This window comes from Thermosipho globiformans (assembly GCF_003990895.1).
Lineage (GTDB): Bacteria > Thermotogota > Thermotogae > Thermotogales > Fervidobacteriaceae > Thermosipho > Thermosipho japonicus.
Genome location: NZ_BHXD01000012.1, coordinates 1 through 15057, shown reverse-complemented (window position 1 = coordinate 15057; position 15057 = coordinate 1). Strand labels below are relative to the sequence as shown.

Sequence of the window (15057 nt, the reverse complement as noted above, 5' to 3'; positions counted from 1 at the left end):
TATACTCCAATATTAAAAAGCACACCAGCTTTTTATTAATTTGTACAAATTCAATATAAAAGGTAAAATATAATTAGAGAGGAGGGAGAGTATGAAATACTCATTAAAAAATGGAAAAGAAATTAATTTTGATCACACTTATATAATGGGAATAGTAAATGTAACTCCAGACTCTTTTTATCCTGGAAGTAGAATTGATCGTGATAGGCTAATCGATACAGTCTCTCAAATGATTAAGAATGGAGCAGAAATAATAGATGTTGGTGGTGAAAGCACAAGGCCTGGCGCACAAGAAGTATCTTTAGAAGAAGAATTAAACAGAGTCGTTCCTGCAATAGAGATTATAAAAAATAACTTTGACATAATCGTATCAGTTGATACCTATAAATCAAAGGTTGCAGAGGAAAGCCTTAAATTAGGAGCCGATATAATAAATGACATAAGTGCTTTTAGATTCGATGAAAACATGGTAAACGTCGCAACAAAATATGATTGCCCCGTAATATTAATGCACATGAAAGGAACACCAAGGAATATGCAACAAAATCCTTTCTATGAAGACACAGTAGGTGAAATAATTACATTCTTAAAAGAAAGAATTGAATTTTCAAAAAAACACGGAGTAGAAAAAATAATAATTGATCCAGGTATTGGTTTTGGAAAAAGATTAATAGATAACCTTTTAATCCTAAAACATATTGATGAATTCAAAAAACTTGGATATCCTGTTCTCGTTGGAGCAAGTAGAAAATCTATGATAGGTATGATATTGGACCTTCCTGTCGAAGAAAGACTCGAAGGAACTTTAGCCATAACAGCATATTCAGTAATGAAAGATGTAGATATAATAAGAGTTCATGACGTAAAAGAAAACTATAGAGTAGTAAAAGTAATTGAGGCGATTAAAAATGCGGCTCGATAAATTTCTATCCAACGCAAAAGTTGGTTCAAGAAAACAAGTAAAAAAACTAATAAAGAAAAAAAGAGTAAAAGTAAATGGAAACGTTGTAACAAAACCTGAGTTTAATGTAGATGAAAATGATGAGGTATTTGTGGATGATATTGAGGTAACACCTCATCATGACGTTTATATTGTTTTTAACAAACCTTCAGGATTTACATCAAGTAAATCTGAATATGAAAGAAACATCTTTGAATTTATAGATCATCCTTACCTTGACGAATTACATATAGTAGGTAGACTTGATAAAGACGTAGAAGGCCTGATCTTAATAACCAACGATGGGAACTTTACCCACAAAGTAATATCACCAAAATCAAATGTAGAAAAAGAATATATTGTAAAAATAGAAGGAGTACTAACCAAAAAAATGATTGAAATTGCAAGTAATGGCATAACTCTCAATAATGGTATCAAATTTAAACCGGCAAAGATCACAAAAATTGACGATGAAACTATCTCGTTAGTTATTACAGAAGGAAAATTCCATGAAGTAAAGTTAATTGTAGGTTTCTTAGGTCTTAAATATAAAAAGATTAAAAGGATTAGAATAGGAAAACTCAATTTAAATGACTTTAACCTAAATTTGGGGGAATGGAAAGAAATAGACTATAATACAGCGAAAAAGGCTCTTGAATCATAATTATCTTTGATAAAGTGTAATTTTTTTCAAAAAACACTCATCAAAAAAGTTTTACTTTTAAGTTACATAATGTTATAATTTCTCCGTAAATTGTGGGGAGGTGTAACGATGAGTCAACTATCTAAAGAAATTACATTAGAACTAGTAAGAGTAACTGAAGCAGCCGCACTTATGGCTAGTAAATATTTAGGTAGAGGCGACAAAGAAATGGTCGATAAATTGGCTAGTGATGCCATGCGTGGAATGCTAGACTATATAGATATGCAAGGTGTTGTTATAATCGGTGAGGGCGAAAAAGACAAAGCACCAATGCTATATATCGGAGAGCAAGTTGGAAACTGGGAACCAAACACTCCAGAACTAGATATCGCAGTAGATCCAATAGATGGCACAAGACTTGTTGCATACGGACTTCCGAATGCAATCAGTGTAATTGCTGCTACAGATAGGGGGGCTATAGAATATTTACCGACCTTTTACTCTTACAAACTTGCAGTAGGGCCAGAACTTGCAGGAAAATTGGATATCAATGCGTCGATTAGAGAAAACTTGAGGGTTGCAGCCGCTATATTAAATATAGATATTTCAGAGCTTACAGTTGTTATATTGAACCGTGATAGGCACAGAGAAATAATAGAAGAAGTTAGAAAAGTTGGTGCAAGGATAAAACTCATTAGCGATGGCGATATAGCTGCTGCAATAGCAACTGCTCTGCCTGAAAGTTACGTTGATATTTACATAGGAATCGGTGGATCTCCAGAAGCTACCTTAGCTGCTGCTGCATTAAAATCTTTAGGTGGAGAAATACAAATTAAACTATGGCCAATAGATGAAAAAGAAAGAAATGATTTAATCGAAAAAGGTTATGATCTTGAAAAAGTATATAAAACAGATGATTTAATAAAAAGTGATAACGTAATATTTGCAGCTACTGGTGTTACAGATGGAGATCTATTAAGAGGAGTAAAGTATTCAAAAAACATTGCTATAACCGAATCTCTTGTCATGAGATCAAAAACTAAAACACTAAGAAGGATAATATCACATCATAATCTAAAATATAAAACCATACCGCTAAAGAGTGAGGGTGAAGTAAGGTTTATTAATGGAAAAAAAGGCAATGATTAATATACTTTAAAGAACTCCCCTTTTGTAAGGGGAGTTCTTATTTATGATAATCTAACTTCCATTTTCTTTTTTAATTTTCCAAAAAACAAGATAGAAATCAAAACTATTGTTGCTAGTGAAGAAATCATTATTAACCAACCCCACCATTCTAAGCTTTGCTGTTGAATCAAAATACCAAGCGGAATTATTGAACCAAACGCAAGCCCCATGGTAACTGCTTCAAGTATAAGAGTTTGGGAGATAGAAAAAATTCTATTCATATTAACAATCTTCAAATTAGAAGATGAAATTGCAAAATATGCTCCTAATATAGAACTCATTGTAAATAACAAAAGTGCAAAAAGCAAACCTAACAGCACTAACAAATCTAATGAATAGAAGATGCTTGATACAATAAAAATAATTAGAAGCAGTATAATATTAATAAAAACTGGTATAGCTATTTTTGAAAATACAAGAGTTGAAAACTTAACTGGGAATACCGATACATACTCTATTTTTGAAATCTCAGATATCATTAATATTCCTGTTTCAAGTGCTATATAAAAAGTGAAAATAGGAATTGTAAACATAAGTGGACTTAAAATATCTTTATTAATAAACATCATGAAAATGCCAAAACCAATTGGATACAAAACAAAGTATAAAAATTGCTCATACCTTATTGTAGCTTTTAAATCTTTTTTTATTATCGCATTCAAAACTGAACCTGTTCCTTTTATATCATATCTTTTTTTAGAACTTCTTTGAATAGGTTCAAATCCAATTTTGCTGGATATCATTCTAAATAACATAAATAATATTGCAGATGATATAATTGAAAAAATCAATGTTTTTGTTGAAATAAAACTCCATGCCAAAATATTATATTCTTTTGTAGAAAACAAAAACATTTTCACTAAATTCTGTAATTCTGCAACATCAACATCGACTAGTGCAACTACAAAGAAATAAAAGAATATTGATAAAAGAACAATTATCATATAAAACCTTCTTGTAAATGATTTAGAAGTTTTTCCACCAATCAATATTGCTATTGTAGATGATAATAAAAGTAAAAATGATAGGTGAACAATTAATTGTACAATCCCTAAAAGAATATTTCCTTTAGTTGCAATTAAATAAGCTAATGTCACAAATACAAAAAAGACGAGAACATAAATTTGAGATATTGTAGCTGTAAATATCTGAAATACCGTTAAGGTAGTTCTTGAAATCGGCATTGTCAATAAAATTTCTAATTCATCGTTTCGAGAAAGAGAATACATTGCAAGACCTATAAATCCTACAATGAAAAATAAAGACAAGATCGAAACCCAAAAAAGAAACATAAGTCTTGAAGCCGCAGGATCTGCCATATAAAGTTTTTCAAAGATCTGTTTTGAGAAAACAAACACAAATATTCCAAGGGGTATAGAACCAATTGCATAACCAAGAAGTTGCTTTGAAAAATTTTTACTAACAGAAGATTTTTTACTCTTTGTAGTATTCATATAAGGATTGGAAAGATACTTTAATAAAATTATAAACTCCCTCATTATTTCACCCCTTATAGCATTTCAACAATATTTTTTATATCTTCTTCTTGGGCTGTAAGTTCTAAGAATAGATCCTCAAGAGATTTATTTTCACCATTTCTCAAAGTTTCCATAGTTCCCTGAGCAATTATCTTTCCTTTATCAATTATTGCTATTTCATCACACATTTTTTCGGCAATTTCCAAAATATGTGTGGTCAAAAATATCGTAGTACCTTGAGAAGAGTATTTTTTCAAAAGCTCTTTTAGAATCTTTGCGCTTTTTGCATCAAGACCTACCGTGGGTTCATCTAAAAATATTACTTCCGGTTTTCTCATCAAAACACTAATGAGCATTAACTTTTGCTTCATACCGTGAGACATATCAGAGACCTGTTTAAACAGATAATTAACTCCAAATGCTGCAGATAATTCTTGTATTCTCTCTTTTACCTCTTTTCCATTTACTCTATAAATATCCATTACAAACTCTAAATATTCATATCCTTTTAAATGATCATAAATCCTAGGCTCATCAGGAACTACACCTATTCTTCTCTTTATTTCTAGCTCATGTGTTTTCATATTAAGTCCAAGAATTTCAATTTCGCCACTTGTTGGCCTTAAAGAACCAGTTAACATTCTAATAGTTGTTGTTTTACCTGCACCGTTTGGGCCAAGAAATCCAAAGATTTTTCCCTTTTCAACCGTTAAATTAATATTATCCACTGCTACAAAGCTTCCAAATTTCTTAGTTAAATTCCTTGCCTTTATCATTTAACCACCCCCTAATGTATTCGGAAAATTTTTCACAAAACTCACTTAATTTTGGAGACCCCAACAATCTATGTGTTTTACGAGAAATTCTAAAAATAGCTTTATCTTCCTTTACATTTACTGTAAATCCTTTACCATAGAAAATAGCAGATCTATTAAAAGGGGCAAATACAATTATTGGCTTTCTTGTATATTCTCCTTTTTCACAAGTTTTTGCAATTTGCTCTGCTACTTTAGAATTATAAATCCAATTATATATCGGCATTTTCTTCATTCTGTAAACACTAAATATTGCAAAAATAGATACTATCCAAATATATTTAGGAAACAATAAAATTAGAAATATAAATATTCTAGAAAGCATTGAAGTAAATGTTAATCTATAACTAATATAATTAAAAACATTCATCAAAATACCTAATAAAACAAGAATATACAACAAATAATTACTTTTGTCCAAAAATATGGAAAGTGCAATACCAATAAATATCAAGGCTGACCAAAACTCGCTATCTCTTAACAAGATACTTTTTCTATCGTATCCTAGAAACTTTAAAATAATAAACCTAAAAAGTACTATAAAAATGAGTGTAAATATTACTTCAAGCATTATTCAACCACCTCAATCAAATCCAAGGAAAGAAATTTTTTAATTGCAAATAAAATATCAAATTCATTGATGCTTATTTTGTTTGATATTTCACAAGCTGTTATCCCATTTGAATTTACTGGTGGAATTAAAAATAGTATTTTCCCCTCTACTTCATTAAATTTAATCTTCTTATTATTCAAAATTACACCTTTTATTGTCTCTTTATTTAAATCATAACTGTATTTAAAATCTCCAGCCTTTTCCCTTACTCTTTTTCCTTTGAGATTAAAAATGTTCAAAATTTCATCTATATCAATAGTTATTTTTCCACCAATGTATCTATACTTTTTTGAAGGTCTTCCGACTTTTCTTTCCTCTTTAAATGATACTATATTAAACTTTTCCATTACTTCAAGGTACCTCTGAACTGTAAAAGTATGATAACCTAGTTTTTTTGCAATTGTACTTGGGTTCATATCTGGATTATTTTTCAAAAAATTAAGCACTTCAAAAAGCTGTGGTGATGAAATTACCTTTAAAAGTTCATTCATATTATCACCTTATTACTATTTATTTCAATTCCATTGAAATTATATCCTATATGAAATTATATGTCAAGTAACTTTTAATCTATAATTTTTTCATTTTTTCATGGAGGCTTTTCAAGAATTTTACTATTTTCGCCTTTTTAACTCTATTTAAAAATGCCAACACAATTCTCCTAAATTTATCATATGAAAATAGAATAACTCCCAAAGAAAATGATGAAATAAGCAAAATAATAACCCAATAATTAATAACAACAAATGAATATAAATACAACCAAATAAATGCAAATATCCTATCAAACACATTAAAATCCGGTGAGTCCATCTTAATTACCTCATATGAAACTTCATTTTCTGAAACATTAACTTTAACATAATGATAGAAATAGTGATTTTTATCTAAACCAACTAGCTCTGCACCAGCACCACCAGTTATGATATATGGTACTCCTTCCCAATTTCCTTTAAAGAATCCATGAATATGCCCTGCAAAAACCATGGTAACGTTATATTTTTTAAACATGGAAAGTAAAAGGTGGGCATTTTCTAAATCTTTCATCGAATGTCCCGGTTGTGTTTTCACCCTTGGGTCAAATAATGGAACATGTAGAAAAACAAATCTATATTTAAATCTTTGAGACTTTACAAGCTCTTGTTCAAGCCAATTTAATTGAAATAAGTCTAAATTTTTTTCATTTGAATTATTCAAAAATATAAAATAAGAATTATTAACATAAAAAGAATAATAAAGTGGTCCAAATATTCTAATATAATTTTCAACTCCATTGTCAGAAACATCATGATTTCCAGGAACAACAAAAAATGGTTTATTCAATTTTTCAACTTGTTTTAAAAAAAAGGAATATTTTATTGGACTACCATCAAAAACCAAATCTCCGGTATTTATAACAAAACTAATTGAAGAATCATCATTCAGTTTTTTTATAATCTCATTAAAAGTCGAAATAGAATTTTTATTATCTCCCAACACACAAAAAGAAAAAGTGCTTTTATCAACCGAAAGACTTGATATATTTTTATAAATCAAATCTTTTTCTGAAATATTCTGTACATTATTTACTACTTTAAAAATCGAAATAAAAGCAACTACTAAAACCAAAATTAAAAATAACTTCTTCATATGAATCACCTCATATTCAATATTATTTATTAAAATAATATATCTTCACTGACTTTTCACCAGGAAAAGTAAAGGTTATACAATTAATTTCTTTTTCTACCTTTTCATAATCTTTAACTACATATGCACTTTTGGTTGAATAGGAGGATTCAAAAGAATCAAAAGGTGTGGTATTTGGTAGGTTATAAAGGGTTATCCAGAAAAGATCTTCTGAATATAGTTGAAGTAATTCACGCTCAAGTATTTCAGAATACATCTTTTGTTGATACTCAATTGATGTGAAAACGGCAGTTACAGCTATAAAAACAAGGACAATAGCTATAACTGCCTCTATATAACTCATACTCTCACTCTTCAATCCATTCTTTAGCTGTTCCTACAACATAATCTCTCTCTATTTCTATCTGCTCCCCTGTTTCCATGTTTCTGAGTATCACAACATTCCTTTCAAGTTCATTTTCACCAACAATTACACAGAGTTTACACTTCAACCTCGATGCATGTTTTAATTGGGCACTTAAACCTCTTTCCATTGTACTAAATACTACAGATATGCCATTGTCCCTTAAATCTTCGGCTATTTTTAATGCCTCAATTCTTGCTTGCTGCCCAAGGTGAGCAACAAATATCTCGTTATTCTTTATATCTTCAACTGGAATCTTTTCATTTTTTAACGCTATAATCAGCCTTTCTATTCCCATTGCAAAACCTAAAGACGGTGTTTGACTTCCTCCAAGTTCCTTTATTAATTTATCATATCTTCCCCCACCACCAATTGCACTTTGCGCTCCAAGGTCTCCATGATGAATTTCAAAAACTACACCATTGTAATAGTCAAGACCTCTTACAAGAAGTGGATCTTCTACATATTTAATTTTTAAATTATCTAACAATCTTTTAGTTTCTTCATAGTGATGTTTGCAATCATCACATAGATAATCTGTAATCTTTGGAGCGCCTTTTACATATTCAACATCAACTTTACAATCGAGCAATCTTAAAACATTGGTATTATATCTTCTTTTACAGTCATCACACACATTATCCAATTTATCTGAATAGTACTCTTTTAATGCATTTTTATAATTTGCCCTACATTTATCACAACCAATAGAATTGATCTTTATAGTATAGTTTAAAAGTCCAAGATTCTTTAAAACTCTATCAGCAACAATTATTGCTTCTGCATCTGCAAGCGGCGAAGAAGAACCAATTAATTCTATACCAAATTGGTGAAATTGTCTTTGCCTACCCTTTTGAGGTCTTTCATACCTAAACATAGGACCAATATAAAATAATCTTTTTGGCAATCCCGTTGCCATCATTGAATTTTCAATAAAAGCTCGAATGGTTGGGGCAGTTCCTTCAGGTCTTAACGTAATGCTTCTCTGCCCCTTATCCTCGAAAGTATACATTTCTTTCTGAACTATGTCCGTTTCTTCTCCAACACTTCTTATAAATAACTCTGTAGCCTCAAAAATGGGAGTTCTTATTTCTGAATAACCATATAGCCTTACAGTCTCTTTAACAGCATTTTCAATATAATACCAGTACTTAATATCATCTCCAAAAATATCCTCTGTACCTTTTATTCGCTTGTACACTGTTTTTCCACCTCCGAAAGTCTCTGCCTTGCTTCTATTTTACCCTCTTTGTTTATATAACTCCAAATTTTCATTCCAGGTATTTTAAGTGCCTTCTCATACATCTCTTTTGCCTTTTTACATTCTTTTTTCTTTTCATACAACTTTCCAAGTTCTACATAGGTATAAACATGGTTAGGATTAAGCTCAAGTGCTTTTAAAAGATGCTTTTCAGCAAGTTCTAATTTTCCAAATGGTGTTTCAAGGTTTAATATACCATATAAAAGATGGGCAAGGTATTGATCTTGCCCAAGTTCTACCGATTTTTTTGCATAATTAAAAACTTTTGACGAATAAAAAAGTGCTAAAAGATAGTTTTTTTGAACATAATGCCCGTATACAAGAGCTGCTGTGTAATAAACTTTCCAGTAGGTTTGATCCTTTTCTAAAAGCTCATCTACGTATTTTTTTGCTAATTCTTGGTAATCTTTTTTTGGTATATTTTCACCCCAAAAATATAAATCTGTATATGCAAGAATCACTTCGCATTTAAATTCAAGAGGTAATTTTTTATATTCCAATGAATTAAGTATACTCAATACTTTTTCTTGATTTCTCTCACCAACAGCCATCTGAAGATCTAGCATATCGTACGAAAAAGAAAAAATAGAAAGTAAAATTAAGCTAAAGAACAAACTTTTCAATTGCAAAAGCTACTCCCCCTTCGTTATTTGAAAGGGTAACAAATCGCGCTTCTTTTTTTACCTCGTCACAGGCATTATCTACAGCAACCGGAAAACCAACCAATTTCATAACTCCTAGGTCGTTATATCCATCCCCCAAAAACATAGTTTCTTCACCTTTTACGTTAAAATAATTCATCAAAAAAGCTACAGCCTCTTCCTTTGAAGATCCTGGACCAAAAAATTCTATAAAGCTCCAGCCATCAACAACTGTACTTTTTACAACACTATATTTTCCTGGATACTTTTGCTTTATTATATCATTTATATACCAAATCTTTGATTCATCTCCTATTAAAACTACTTGTGCTACCTTCTCCCTCGTTATATACCTTAAAACATCATCCACATACCTTATTCTCCAACTATTTTGCTTAATATAGGTTACAAATCCACCGTTATGCTCCTTGTCCATATACATATCAATCTCATCTAAAAAATATGAATACAAAATATAATCAAGATCAAATTTTCTTGCATAATTTATAAGGTCTTTTGCAATGGCTGAGTCTAATAACGACTCGTACAAAACTTTATTCTCCAAAGGCATGTAGACAAAAGCACCATTTTGCAGTATAACAGGGACATCCAAACCTAATTCATCAATATACCTTTTAGCTGAATAATAATTTCTACCCGTTGCAATACTTACATGAATCCCTTTTTCCATAGCTTTCCTTAAAGCAAAAGCATTTTGGGGTGGTATGTTTTTTTGATCATCTAATAATGTACCATCTAAATCAGTAATTATTAACTTTATCAATACAGACTTCACCTCACTATTTCGACTTTTCCCATATCACCAATAACAAACTTCATAGCTTTTGGCTTTTTTTCATTATTTACTATCTGCACATTCTTACCTATAAGAGATGAATCAATAGGGTATGGAAGATTCATTAGTTTTACATGATCCATCAATATGCTGTTTTCTATCTCACAATCTTCAATCACTGCATTATTTCCTATTGACGTGTATGGCCCAATGTAAGAATCTTTAATTATACAATTTTTACCAATTACCACAGGGCCTCTAATAGTACTATTTATAATCTCACTATTTTCTCCAATGGATACCCTTCCTTGTATTACACTTGAAGTGTCAACTATACCATCAATTTGCACTTTAAAATGATTATCATCCAAAATTTTTCTGTTGGCCTCTATTAAATCTTCAGGTTTTCCAGTATCTTTCCACCAACCGTAAACAACATGCCCTTTTACTTTATAATTATTCTTTATCAAATATCCAATTGCATCTGTTATTTCAAGTTCTCCGCGCCATGAAGGTTTTATATTTGCAATTCCTTCAAAAATTGTATTTCTAAATAAGTAAAGTCCTATTATAGCAAGGTTAGATATTGGTTCTTTTGGCTTTTCTACAACTTCTATTATTTTTCCTTCTTTTACAACAGCCACACCAAACCTTGAGGGATCCTTAACTGGTGAAAGTAATATAGAAGCTTTCATATCCTCATCACTTTCAAATTCTTCAACAAATGAACTTATATCATCCAATATCAAGTTATCTCCAAGATACATCAAAAAATCATCATCTTTAAGAAAATCTTTTGAAACCATAACAGCATGAGCAAGTCCTTTTGGCTCCTGCTGAAGAATATATTCAATTTTCAAACCAAATTTTTCACCATTTCCAAAAAAATTTTTAAAGTCTTTTATATTTTCTGGATTTACTACTATACCGACTTCTTCAATTCCAACACTCTTTATTTTTTCAAGGCTGTATGATATTACAGGTTTATTTGCTATTGGAATTAAATGTTTAGCTATAGTGAATGTGAGTGGTCTAAGTCTTGTCCCTTTTCCAGCACATAAAATCAAAGCCTTCATATTCACCCTCCTCTTTTTTGTGTCTAATTGATTATAGCATAGTCTGTACTTTTCTAATAATCTCTTCAGGGGAAAAATTACTAACTTTTGCAAGATTTTTGTTAGTATATTCTTCAAAATCTTTAACTGCCTTAGACAAAGAAAACATCTCTTCAAATTTTTTAAAATCTTCATCTGTTTCTATCTCTGCTAAATATTTAACTTTTAATGGATAATCAAGCTCTATAAACTCATCAACAATTACTTCTGCTTTTTCCATCAATAGAAGATATCTTATCTTAGCAATTACCGGCTTTCCACTCAAGATGGATAAATCCTGCAATTTTACTTCATATTCTTCTTCAAGTCTTTTATAATCACCAAAGAGAGAGGATTTAAAAGCAACAATCCAATTTTCACAGCCCTGTGAATCTATAGTATACCTTATTCTACATTTTTCTTCTTTAATAAATACACATTTTTCCAGATACCACTGGATAACCCCCAGCTTATATATTGCTTTTTTCCTAAGATTTTGAAAAAGTTTTTCATCTACAAGATACTTTTTCTCTCTTTCTATTTTCATATTTTTTATTATAACATCTTTCTTATATAATTTCATAAATTTAAATGACACAGATATCTTGAATTTTCAATAAAACATTTTATTAATAAGAATTTCCATATCTTTCAATATTTTTATTGAAATTTTTATTATTGCTAAAAAAAACAAATCAATAAAATATTATTCTGAAAACAGCTTACTCACAAATCAATTATTCACAATCATACAAAAGGTTATTTTTTATTTTTCTACATCATTAACAAAAAAGAAATATATAAGAAACTTTAAAATTACTTTATTCGTGATAAAATTACAATGAGTTTAAAGGTAATTTAAAATAGGTCTGTTATTCCATAATAAAACAAACCTAGGGGAAGAAAAGGGAAAGAATTTATGGAAAGAGAAATAAATAGGTTGATATATAGCAAAAGATGGGAAATAGAATGGTATATAGAAAGGCTGAAACAGAGGATAAAGATAAGAGGTATGAATGAATGAAAGGACGCTAAAGGCACAGATTATATATATATGTTACTAGGGCAGCAGTTAACAATGTTAAAAGGCACACTTTCTGCTCATCCAAAAATGATTAGATTGATTGAAAATAATTTTTACTTTGGCCAAGGTGTATTTTACCAAAATAAAATATATATATAAATAAAACTGCAATTTAATGCAAGCAAGATAAATAAGCAAGGATAATAGACAGATTACATATATTTAATCAAAAATAATTAGATTAATTGGCAAGTAATTTTTTGTACTCCCTAGATGTTATATCTTATTTTAATTGTTTTTTTGAAATTATAGGAGGTGATACAATGAAGTTATCAACTGCACTTTACTTTATTATTCCAATAATCTTAGTAGCTGCTATAGGAATAATATTCTTTATAAATCAAACAACTCAGAATAATCTTGACAATGCATGGATGAATAATTACTCTAGTAGTTTCCAAAAACTTGTGGAAACAACTCTTAATAGTGAACTTCAGGGGTTAGAAAGAGCCCTTGGGATAATTACTTCTAATAAAGAAATTATTGAAGCATTTGCAAAACATGATAGAGAAAAATTATACTCACTGACAAAAGATGCTTTTAAAGTTTTAAAGGAAGAAGGGGTTCCCAAACTTCACTTTCACACACCAGATAATCATAGTTTTCTTCGTGTTCAAAAACCTGAAAAATATGGTGATGATCTATCTGCATTTCGAAAAACTGTAGTTGAAGCAAACCAAAAAAAGCAAATAGTGATCGGAATCGAGGTTGGAGTTGAAGGGTTAGGACTCAGGGTAGTTCAACCTCTTGAATACAACGGCATGCATATTGGAACCGTAGAACTTGGTACAGATTTAGGAAAAACTTTTCTTAAACGACTTCCAGGCGAAAACATCCTTTACGTTTTTTACAATAATAAAGGTGAACGTATTGATATTGCTATTAAAGAAGATGACTCAATAACAGACTATTCTAATGAATTTAATTTTGAAAAAATACTTCAAGGTAAAAGCGAATATAAACTTATAGATAAACACTTCTACCAAGCTTTTCCCTTGGTAGATTTTTCTGGAAATGTTGTGGCTGCAATCTTGACTAAATCTGATGTAAGCAAAGTTGTTAATGAAAAGATAAAAGGTTATAAATTAACTATAATCACATCAATTATTGTATTAGTTGCTACTCTTTTATTCCTAATTTTACTTGCAAAAACTATGGTAACCAAGGTTAAAGAAATTATTGCCACACTTGAAAAAGTATCACAAGGAGATCTTACTGTTCAACTTCAAGTTAACGGTAAAGACGAAATTAGTCAAATTGGAACTTATTTAAATAAAATGGTTGAAGATTTAAAAGAAACTGCCACAGCTATTAATAATTCTTCAATCCAAGTTTCATCCTCTTCATCTAATCTTGCATCTACTGCAGAGGAAATGAGTGCATCTTCAGAAGAAATTTCTTCACAAATGGAAGAAATAAATCTATCAATTCAAAACACATCTGCCTCTATCCAAGAAGTAACCAGTGGAATTGAAGAAATTGCATCAAGTGCACAAAATGTTTCGAAGGCAGCACAAGAACTATCAGAAAGTTCTACAGAAGTGAATAACGCAACAAAAGAAGGAGATGAAGCAGTAAAAAATATTGTAGAAAAAATCAAACATGCAAAAGATACCGTTTCACAAACAGCAAATGTAGTTGAAGAACTTAGTGAACACGCAAGAAACATAGGCCAAATCCTTGAAACAATTAACTCTATAGCAGAACAAACAAACTTACTTGCATTAAATGCAGCAATAGAGGCTGCAAGAGCCGGTGAAGCCGGAAAAGGATTTGCAGTTGTTGCTGATGAAATAAGAAAACTTGCAGAAGAAAGTAAAAATGCAACAGAGCAGATTGGCAATATTTTAAATCAAATAAGCCAAGGTTCATTAAAAGCAAACGAAGCAACAAAAGAAACGGTAAAAGTCGTTGAAAGCATAAGTGAAAGTGCAGATATAGTAGTTAATCAATTTAATAAAATAACCAATGAAATATCAACTATAGTAACGCAAATAGAAAATCTAGCAGCAAGTACGCAAGAACAAAGCGCAGCAACTGAAGAAATGAGTAGTGCAATGGACTCAGCAACACATTCAATTACTTCTGTTGCACAAGAAATAGAAGAAATAACAAAAGCATTAAAACAATTATCTGATTCTAGTCAGAATATTAGTAACCTATCAGAAAGTTTATCAAATATTGCAGAAAAGCTTGTAGAAACTGTTCAAAAATTTAAATTAAGTTAATAATTGTAGTAATACAAACTATTAACTCAGGACACTAAGTCACCCTGGCCAATGTAAAAATTATTTTTCAATCAATCTAATCATTTTAGGATGAGCAGAAAGAGACCATAAAAAATTTTGTGTAAATGAAAAATATAGGAAATAGGTAACCCTCTTCTTGGTATGGTAAAATAAAACCAAGAAGGGGGTATTTTAAATGGTAAAGAGGAAGAAAAAGGAAGAAAGTAACATTGAAAAATTAGCA

15 protein-coding genes are annotated in these 15057 nt (G+C 30.2%); 4 read left to right on the top strand and 11 right to left on the bottom strand.

Translation table 11 applies throughout. The features are described from left to right. Window positions 1-91: 91 nt before the first annotated feature. The 3 genes from folP to glpX all read left to right on the top strand — a co-directional run bounded on the left by folP (window position 92) and on the right by glpX (window position 2732). Window positions 92-922, top strand: a complete 831-nt coding sequence (folP, locus tag EO083_RS08215; RefSeq protein WP_126993726.1) for a dihydropteroate synthase — start codon at window positions 92-94, stop codon at window positions 920-922. Beyond that, complete coding sequence (locus tag EO083_RS08210; protein WP_126993724.1) at window positions 909-1604, top strand: pseudouridine synthase; 696 nt, start codon at window positions 909-911, stop codon at window positions 1602-1604. Before folP ends, EO083_RS08210 begins: the two co-directional genes overlap by 14 nt. Before the next feature lie 108 nt (window positions 1605-1712). Further along, the gene (gene glpX, locus EO083_RS08205) at window positions 1713-2732 is read left to right on the top strand and encodes a class II fructose-bisphosphatase (RefSeq protein WP_126993722.1); all 1020 of its coding nucleotides are present in this window, start codon (window positions 1713-1715) and stop codon (window positions 2730-2732) included. A gap of 41 nt (window positions 2733-2773) precedes the next feature. On the opposite strand, the gene EO083_RS08200 is transcribed toward glpX, so the two are convergent. From EO083_RS08200 to EO083_RS08150, 11 genes are all read right to left on the bottom strand, one after another. Continuing rightward, window positions 2774-4270 (bottom strand): permease-like membrane multi-spanning protein, encoded by a 1497-nt coding sequence (locus EO083_RS08200; RefSeq protein ID WP_126993720.1) that lies wholly within the window; start codon window positions 4268-4270, stop codon window positions 2774-2776. A gap of 11 nt (window positions 4271-4281) precedes the next feature. Further along, window positions 4282-5025, bottom strand: coding sequence for an ABC transporter ATP-binding protein (locus EO083_RS08195; protein ID WP_126993718.1), 744 nt, complete (start codon window positions 5023-5025; stop codon window positions 4282-4284). Next, a complete protein-coding gene (locus EO083_RS08190; protein ID WP_126993716.1) occupies window positions 5000-5635 on the bottom strand; it encodes a hypothetical protein in 636 nt (211 codons plus the stop codon). The genes EO083_RS08195 and EO083_RS08190 overlap by 26 nt, the downstream gene beginning before the upstream one ends. Further along, window positions 5635-6168 (bottom strand): helix-turn-helix domain-containing protein, encoded by a 534-nt coding sequence (locus EO083_RS08185; protein ID WP_126993714.1) that lies wholly within the window; start codon window positions 6166-6168, stop codon window positions 5635-5637. The genes EO083_RS08190 and EO083_RS08185 overlap by 1 nt, the downstream gene beginning before the upstream one ends. 79 nt (window positions 6169-6247) lie before the next feature. Beyond that, a complete protein-coding gene (locus EO083_RS08180) occupies window positions 6248-7306 on the bottom strand; it encodes a metallophosphoesterase family protein (protein ID WP_126993712.1) in 1059 nt (352 codons plus the stop codon). Between the two features lie 22 nt (window positions 7307-7328). Continuing rightward, complete coding sequence (locus EO083_RS08175) at window positions 7329-7649, bottom strand: hypothetical protein (RefSeq protein WP_126993710.1); 321 nt, start codon at window positions 7647-7649, stop codon at window positions 7329-7331. Window positions 7650-7653: 4 nt separating this feature from the next. Beyond that, complete coding sequence (gene hisS, locus EO083_RS08170; RefSeq protein ID WP_126993708.1) at window positions 7654-8910, bottom strand: histidine--tRNA ligase; 1257 nt, start codon at window positions 8908-8910, stop codon at window positions 7654-7656. Beyond that, complete coding sequence (locus EO083_RS08165; RefSeq protein ID WP_126993706.1) at window positions 8895-9599, bottom strand: tetratricopeptide repeat protein; 705 nt, start codon at window positions 9597-9599, stop codon at window positions 8895-8897. The genes hisS and EO083_RS08165 overlap by 16 nt, the downstream gene beginning before the upstream one ends. Beyond that, window positions 9574-10395, bottom strand: coding sequence for an HAD family hydrolase (locus EO083_RS08160; protein WP_126993704.1), 822 nt, complete (start codon window positions 10393-10395; stop codon window positions 9574-9576). Before EO083_RS08160 ends, EO083_RS08165 begins: the two co-directional genes overlap by 26 nt. A gap of 8 nt (window positions 10396-10403) precedes the next feature. After that, a complete protein-coding gene (locus tag EO083_RS08155) occupies window positions 10404-11483 on the bottom strand; it encodes a glucose-1-phosphate thymidylyltransferase (protein WP_126993702.1) in 1080 nt (359 codons plus the stop codon). Between the two features lie 31 nt (window positions 11484-11514). Continuing rightward, window positions 11515-12048: a hypothetical protein gene (locus EO083_RS08150; protein WP_241230026.1), complete on the bottom strand. Its 534-nt coding sequence runs from the start codon at window positions 12046-12048 to the stop codon at window positions 11515-11517. 800 nt (window positions 12049-12848) lie between these two features. On the opposite strand from EO083_RS08150, the gene EO083_RS08140 reads away from it, so the two are divergent. Next, entirely contained in the window at window positions 12849-14813 is a 1965-nt protein-coding gene (locus tag EO083_RS08140; protein WP_126993698.1) for a methyl-accepting chemotaxis protein, read from the top strand. The last annotated feature ends 244 nt before the right edge of the window (window positions 14814-15057 follow it).

What these genes read in the sequence shown, in the direction of transcription:
- EO083_RS08210 (WP_126993724.1), top strand. Translation starts at nt 909, where the DNA reads ATGCGGCTCGATAAATTTCTATCCAACGCAAAAGTTGGTTCAAGAAAA.
- folP (WP_126993726.1), top strand. Translation starts at nt 92, where the DNA reads ATGAAATACTCATTAAAAAATGGAAAAGAAATTAATTTTGATCACACT.
- EO083_RS08150 (WP_241230026.1), bottom strand. Translation starts at nt 12,048, where the DNA reads ATGAAAATAGAAAGAGAGAAAAAGTATCTTGTAGATGAAAAACTTTTT.
- EO083_RS08175 (WP_126993710.1), bottom strand. Translation starts at nt 7,649, where the DNA reads ATGAGTTATATAGAGGCAGTTATAGCTATTGTCCTTGTTTTTATAGCT.
- EO083_RS08155 (WP_126993702.1), bottom strand. Translation starts at nt 11,483, where the DNA reads ATGAAGGCTTTGATTTTATGTGCTGGAAAAGGGACAAGACTTAGACCA.
- glpX (WP_126993722.1), top strand. Translation starts at nt 1,713, where the DNA reads ATGAGTCAACTATCTAAAGAAATTACATTAGAACTAGTAAGAGTAACT.
- EO083_RS08180 (WP_126993712.1), bottom strand. Translation starts at nt 7,306, where the DNA reads ATGAAGAAGTTATTTTTAATTTTGGTTTTAGTAGTTGCTTTTATTTCG.
- EO083_RS08190 (WP_126993716.1), bottom strand. Translation starts at nt 5,635, where the DNA reads ATGCTTGAAGTAATATTTACACTCATTTTTATAGTACTTTTTAGGTTT.
- EO083_RS08140 (WP_126993698.1), top strand. Translation starts at nt 12,849, where the DNA reads ATGAAGTTATCAACTGCACTTTACTTTATTATTCCAATAATCTTAGTA.
- EO083_RS08200 (WP_126993720.1), bottom strand. Translation starts at nt 4,270, where the DNA reads ATGAGGGAGTTTATAATTTTATTAAAGTATCTTTCCAATCCTTATATG.
- EO083_RS08195 (WP_126993718.1), bottom strand. Translation starts at nt 5,025, where the DNA reads ATGATAAAGGCAAGGAATTTAACTAAGAAATTTGGAAGCTTTGTAGCA.
- EO083_RS08185 (WP_126993714.1), bottom strand. Translation starts at nt 6,168, where the DNA reads ATGAATGAACTTTTAAAGGTAATTTCATCACCACAGCTTTTTGAAGTG.